This is a genomic window from Thioalkalivibrio denitrificans, assembly GCF_002000365.1.
GTDB classification, from domain to species: Bacteria; Pseudomonadota; Gammaproteobacteria; order Ectothiorhodospirales; family Ectothiorhodospiraceae; genus Thioalkalivibrio_A; species Thioalkalivibrio_A denitrificans.
Map to the genome: position 1 here is coordinate 1 of NZ_MVBK01000138.1, position 6,193 is coordinate 6,193.

The following is a 6,193-nucleotide window of genomic DNA, read 5'->3' on the forward strand; positions in this document are numbered from 1 at the left end:
GGACATGCTTCGCTCCTTCCTGAGAGCCTCCCACGCTTTACCTGTGAACAACCTGTTGGGGTAACACAGCTAGTCTTGCGACAACACCAGCACCCCGGGGTTCGTTTCCCACACTGTCGCCCCGAACTACCGCACACTGCAAGCACCGGGGCAGCGGACGACTTAACCCGGACATGGCACCAGGGTGTCCCGGCGCCGGACACACCTATAATCAAAAATTCGACCCCCGCATCGCCTTCCGTTTGCGGCCCGTTCTTCGGACCTGTCGATTTTCGCCTTCACTGATCGACTCAGGCATGGACCGGGCAAACGGATCGGAGGCGCAACACATGGCTCAGGAACAGATTGTGATACTGGTCGCCACCCGCAAGGGGGCGTGGTTGTTTCACGGCGACACCGCGCGCCGCACATGGCGCGCGGACGGACCCCATTTCCTGGGGCACATCATCCATCACCTGGTCCTGGACCCCCGCGACCGCCGCACCCTGCTCGCCGCCGCGAAGACCGGGCACCTCGGGCCAACCATCTTCCGCTCCATGGACATGGGCCGCAGCTGGAACGAAGCGGTGCGTCCGCCGGCCTTTTCCCCGGAGTCCGGCGGCGCTGGCCGGGCCGTGGATCACACCTTCTGGCTCACCCCCTGCCACGCCGATGAGCCGGAGGCCTGGTACGCGGGCACCTCCCCCCAGGGCCTGTTCCGCTCGGAGGACGGCGGCATCACATGGACCCCGTTCTCGACCATCAACGAGGACCCGCAGTACCGCCAATGGATGGGCACCGTGCAGGACGGCACCCCGGACGGCCCCAAGCTGCACTCCATCCTCGTCGATCCCCGCGACCCCCGGCATCTCTACTTCGCCATGTCCGGGGGCGGCGTTCACGAGTCACTGGATGGCGGGCGCACCTTCACGCCGCTGGTCGAGGGCATGGAAGTGGTGGAAGGTTTCGATCCCGCAGAGGTCACCTTCCACGATCCCCACTGCGTGCGCATGTGTCCGGCGAATCCCGACCGTCTCTACCAGCAGAACCATTGCGGCATCTACCGGCTCGACCGTCCGGCCCGCCGATGGACACGGATCGGCCGGACCATGCCGCCGGAGGTGGGCGACGTGGGGTTTCCCATGGCTGTCCATCCCCGCGATTCGGACATGGCCTGGGTGTTCCCCATGGACGGCAACGACGTCTGGCCGCGCACCTGCCCCGAAGGCAGACCCGCCGTCTACGCCACCCGCGACGGTGGGCAGCGCTGGGAACGCCTCGCCGGGGGGCTGCCCGAGGCGCAGGCGTGGTGGACGGTCAAGCGCCAGGCCATGAACACCGACACACTGGACCCGGTGGGGCTGTACTTCGGCACCACCAGCGGCGAACTGTGGATGAGTGCGGATGAAGGCGTGCAATGGTCCTGCATCGCCCGGCACCTGCCCGAGATCTACGCCGTGGAAGCGGCACTGCTGCCATAGGGCCGACGCCATCATGAACGTACTCATTCCCACGCCGCTGCTTTCCTACACGGGCCGTGCGCATGTTGAGGCCCATGGCGCCACGCTCGGGGAACTCATGGACGACCTCGATCGGCGCTATCCGGGCATCCGCTTCCGCGTGATCGACGAGCAGAACCGCATACGCCCGCACATGCGATTCTTCATCAACCAGGAGGCGGTCTTCGACCTGTCGTCGCCGCTGTCCGAGGACGACGAGGTGGTGATCGTGCAGGCACTGAGCGGCGGTTGAGCGGGGTGCCGTGACGAGGCGTCTGACGCACCCGTAGGAGCGGCGACCCGGCCGCGAACCGCCGTGCCTCCGATGGGCGCCGCCTTCGGCCCGGGGCGGTCCTCCTACATGCAGCCCCGAGCAACTCGCAGACGGGACCTGCTCCTAGTGGTGATGTGCAGTCCCATAGGTCGACAGCGCCCAGAGCTTGAAGGCGAAGATGGCGATGTAGACCAGTATGGGCGCCGCAGCCCAGAGGCTGACCTTCAAGCGCAGTCCTGCGTCGGAAACCAGCAGTCCGGCGCGTTTCCACGTAAGCGCCAGCGACCACGCCATCCCCAGGTAGGCAATCAGGGCCAGATAACCAAGCCAGGGGTCGCCGCGCGAGGCCAGAGGCTCCAGTGACAGCGTGCTGCCCGCCAACCCGGCGAACTCATTGACCAGCGCATGGGCATCCCGCGTGACAAAGCGGGTGACGGTGTGCGGCACCAGGCCGAGAATCGCCACGGGCGTGAGGCCGTACACGAGCGTCTGCCTCAGTGCGTCCGGCGCCACCCCGGCAATACGGGCGGCCCGCCCATAGCCGATCCGTGCGGCACCCAGCGTCAAGACGATGGCCAGGGCGAAACCCAGAAATCGGCCGATGTTGAAGGCCTCGGGCGAGACGTGCAGCGCACCCTGCAGCCATGCTCCGGCCACGTTCCAGGGCAGGTGATCACTCAGCCCGCTGTGCTGCAGTCCGTGCAACATCTGCACGGCGACGCCGGCCACGGCGAGAATCATCAGCAACACCCAGTAGTCGGAGGAGCCGCCCCGCCTGATGGGGTTGACCAGTGCCGTGCCCGGCAAACGCATCTGTACACGCACGCTGTCGCAGGCCTGCACACAGTCCATGCACAGCGTGCACTGCTCCATGTTGTTGTTGGCCTCGAAACGAAACGGCGAGAGCTTGTAGGTGCATGTCTTGGCACAATCGAAATCGCGGCAGGATCCGCAATCCCGCGACTCGGTGGTGATCTGCATCGCGCCCAGCTTGCCATGCACCGCCAGGAGTCTTCCGAGCGGGCAGAGGTGCTTGCAGTAGGACATGCCGGAAAACACATAGAAGCTGACGAACGCGAGCACCGTGAACCCGAGAAAATACCACGCGGTCACGACGGTCGAACGGGTCAGGGCCCCGGGCATGGTGTAGTGGATGAACCAGTAACCGAGCACCAGGACCAACAGGCCGATTCCGCCGCCTCGCAGCATCGCCGGGAACCGGCGCTTGAGGCCGACACGCGTCAGCCATCTGCCGACGAAACCGTGGGGGCAGATTGCGCAGAACACGTTGCCGAGGGTGGGTGTCACCAATACGGTCAGCAAAGGCCAGAACAGGCCCCAGAACAGCAGCAGAGTGAGTCCGCTCCGGCTGTCCGGGCGGCTCAGCCCGTGAACGATTCCCAGGATCAGCAGGCTCAGCACCACCAGTCTGAGGGCGGTCAGCGGAACGGGGCTGCGCAGCAGCCTGCCCAAGACAGGCGTTGCCGTGATATCCCAGCGTCCGCGGACGGACCCGGCCCTGCCGACGGCACCGGGCGATCTTCTGATCAGGATCTCTTCCTTCACTGAACTCCCCTCACGCACTCCGCGGACCGCGTCCCGTGTCGATCACAAAGTTTCTTGCTGTGATCCCCGCGACATACGCGGGTTAAAATGTGCCCTTGATGCCCGCGTAGTAGTAACGGGCACCCGGGTCGTCGGGGGTGCCGCGGAAGGCCATGTTGTCCGGCATCTTCCTGTCGAACAGGTTGTCCACACCGCCGAAGAGACTGATCGACGACGAGAACCTGTGGTCCAGGTGGAGGCTGGTCGTGGTGAATCTGCTGTTATAGTTTTCGGCGTCGGGGATCCCGGGGTCGGGCGCCCAGAAGTCTTCCAGGTGGCGAACCCTGAATTCGATCGCCGTTCTACCGAAATGCCGGCTGGCGCCGATGCGCGCCTGCCAGCGCGGGCGGTCGGTCAGGCGTTCATCGAGCGTGGTGTCCCTTGCATCGATATACTCCGCTCCGAAATGAATGCGGCTGACATCGCTTGGCATCAGATCCATGAGCAACTCAGCACCCCTGATCGTCGCCTTGTCCACATTCTGGTAGACCAGTTCCGTTCTGCCGTTCACCAGGTCTCCGGTGGCCTGGGAGGCCACCAGGTCCCTGAGCCTGGAGTCATGGACGATCAATTCCACCCGACCCTGGCGGAAACGGTACGTGACCGCCGCCTCCGTGGTGACCGACTTTTCCGGCTTAAGATCTTCGTTGCCGCGAATGAGGAAAGCTCCGCGCACCATGTCCTGCATGTAAAGATTCAGCAGCGTGGGCGCCCTGAATCCGGTGCCGTGGCTGACACGAAACCCCCAGTCCCCCGGCCGCCAGGCGAGCGTGGCCCGCGGATTGAAGGTGTCGCCGAAGTCGCTGTAGTTGTCGTAGCGCCCGCCAAGTGTCAGTTCCACGGTGTCGGTGATGCTCCATTGATCCTGGGCGAACAGGTGTGTCACTTCCCTGTCTACCGCTCCGGAGAGCGTGCTGATCTCGACATCGTCATAGCGATAGCCGGCGCCAACGTTGAAGAAATGCCCTTCGAATGCTTCCCAGGCATAGGTGAGTTCCGACTGGTATTGATCGAAGTCGGTGGTCTCATCCTCGGCCGTGCCGCGATTGACGGTCGCGCTGCTGGTCCCGTAACCCAGGTTCACATCAAGCAGGCCGGCGCCCACGACATCGGAGTAACTGCCGCCCACGAAATAGCGTGTCTCACGTTCGAGCTGGTCGTAGGGGTTGCCGAACCTGTCCAGGCCGACGCCCTTGTCGTCCTGTTCCACGTACTCCAGGGTGAGCCCCATGTCAGCGCCCGTGTCCAGCGTGAAGCGGCCGTCGTAATTGAGAAACAGTCGGTTTTCCTCTCTCAGGTCCGTGTCGACACTGTCCTTGTCGACACGGAACGGCTCCCTGTACTTCGCCTCCAGCCCGACGCGATGCCGCGTCCTGGGGCTGGCCCAACCACTGGAAAGGTGCAGCAGGGCGGTCTCACGCTGGCCGTCCCCGGTGCCGCCCAGGGTGAGTTTCGCCTGCGTGGGCGGCCTGTCCATGGCGCGCCGAGTGATGATGTTGATGACACCGCCCAGGGCTTCCGAGCCGTACAGGGCCGACATCGGACCCCGGACGATCTCGATCCGCTCGATGTCCTCCAGCGACAGGTTGTTAACGTTGCTGCCCGCATACTTTTCCGTGCGGCGCATCCCGTCCACCAGGATCAGGGTGTGGCCGGAATCGAATCCGCGCAGGGAGACGTTTGCACTGCTTCCGGTATCGCGTACCAGCATGCCGGTCGCGAACTGCAGGACCTCCGCTACGCTTCGGCCTGAAAACCGCTCGATGCTCTCCCTGGAGATGACCTGAACCGACGCGTTTACGTCTTCCACCGGCTGCTCGGTACGCGTGGCCGAGACAATGACCTCGTCGAGACCCGCGGTCTCACTCCAGGCGGTGTGACTTGCGGCAAACAGCAGGGTGGCGGACATTCCCGCCATGAGGACCGAACGTTTGATTTTTCTCACTGATCCATCTTTCCGGCACGTGAATTGATGTCCGCGGGACCGCGGGGGGCCACATGCAGGAAGCAATATCGGGACCAACCGGGAATGCGCCTGCGGGCACGCCTTCTTGCGGGCGTCGGCGATGGAATTGCGGCATTTGCCGCGGTGACGGGGGATTTGCCGCATCCCGGGCAAGCTCGGAGGGTGTGACGGAAAAGAGCGCGATGCACGCGGTTCGGCAACGGAGAACTCGAACGGGACGCCGAGACCGCTCACCGTCGGTGCCGGCATGAATGACTATACTTTTTGAACAGACACCCGAAGTGCTCGGAACCGTATGCACGAGCGAGGAGGGATTCATCATGACACGCAAGATACTTGTCACGGCCGTTCTGGCCGCGGCCGTTTCCACGACGGCCCTGGCCCAGGACAGCGCCACGTTCAACTACCCCGTGCTGATTCCCGAGGTCGCCCTGGAGGCGGCTCAGGCGGCCTTGACCAACTGCCGCGACAGCGGTTACCAGGTGGCAGTGGCTGTCGTTGACAGGGGCGGCAACACGCAGGTGCTGCTGCGTGACCGCTTCGCCGGCGCCCATACGCCGGACACCGCCGTCGGCAAAGCATGGACAGCGGTCAGCTTTCGGACCAATACCACGGATCTGATGGACATCTCCCAGCCCGGCAGGCCCTCCAGCGGTATCCGGGACCTGCCCGGCGTGGTGATCCTGGGCGGCGGCATGCTGATCGAGCAGGCGGGTTCCATCGTCGGCGGCATCGGCGTATCCGGCGGGCCCACCGGCGAGGCGGACGACGCCTGCGCCAAGGCCGGAATCGACAAGATTCGCGACAAACTGGCTCTTTAGAACCAACCGGATGCGAGGAGCCTGTCGGACTTAGGCTGCTCCTACTGCG

5 protein-coding genes are annotated in these 6,193 nt (G+C 64.5%); 3 read left to right on the forward strand and 2 right to left on the reverse strand.

From position 1 onward, the window contains the following. Positions 1 to 329: 329 nt before the first annotated feature. Both B1C78_RS16525 and B1C78_RS16530 read left to right on the forward strand, forming a co-directional pair. Positions 330 to 1,460 (forward strand): WD40/YVTN/BNR-like repeat-containing protein, encoded by a 1,131-nt coding sequence (locus tag B1C78_RS16525; RefSeq protein WP_077280262.1) that lies wholly within the window; start codon positions 330 to 332, stop codon positions 1,458 to 1,460. Positions 1,461 to 1,473: 13 nt separating this feature from the next. After that, a complete protein-coding gene (locus tag B1C78_RS16530; protein ID WP_077280259.1) occupies positions 1,474 to 1,731 on the forward strand; it encodes a MoaD/ThiS family protein in 258 nt (85 codons plus the stop codon). Positions 1,732 to 1,875: 144 nt separating this feature from the next. Here B1C78_RS16530 and B1C78_RS16535 read toward each other — a convergent pair whose 3' ends face one another. Both B1C78_RS16535 and B1C78_RS16540 read right to left on the reverse strand, forming a co-directional pair. Next, positions 1,876 to 3,318 carry a 4Fe-4S binding protein gene (locus tag B1C78_RS16535; protein WP_175628344.1) on the reverse strand — a complete coding sequence of 481 codons (1,443 nt, stop codon included), beginning with the start codon at positions 3,316 to 3,318 and terminating at the stop codon, positions 1,876 to 1,878. 82 nt (positions 3,319 to 3,400) lie between these two features. Beyond that, a complete protein-coding gene (locus B1C78_RS16540) occupies positions 3,401 to 5,302 on the reverse strand; it encodes a TonB-dependent receptor plug domain-containing protein (RefSeq protein ID WP_175628345.1) in 1,902 nt (633 codons plus the stop codon). A gap of 341 nt (positions 5,303 to 5,643) precedes the next feature. On the opposite strand from B1C78_RS16540, the gene B1C78_RS16545 reads away from it, so the two are divergent. Further along, positions 5,644 to 6,144: a GlcG/HbpS family heme-binding protein gene (locus B1C78_RS16545; RefSeq protein ID WP_077280263.1), complete on the forward strand. Its 501-nt coding sequence runs from the start codon at positions 5,644 to 5,646 to the stop codon at positions 6,142 to 6,144. The last annotated feature ends 49 nt before the right edge of the window (positions 6,145 to 6,193 follow it).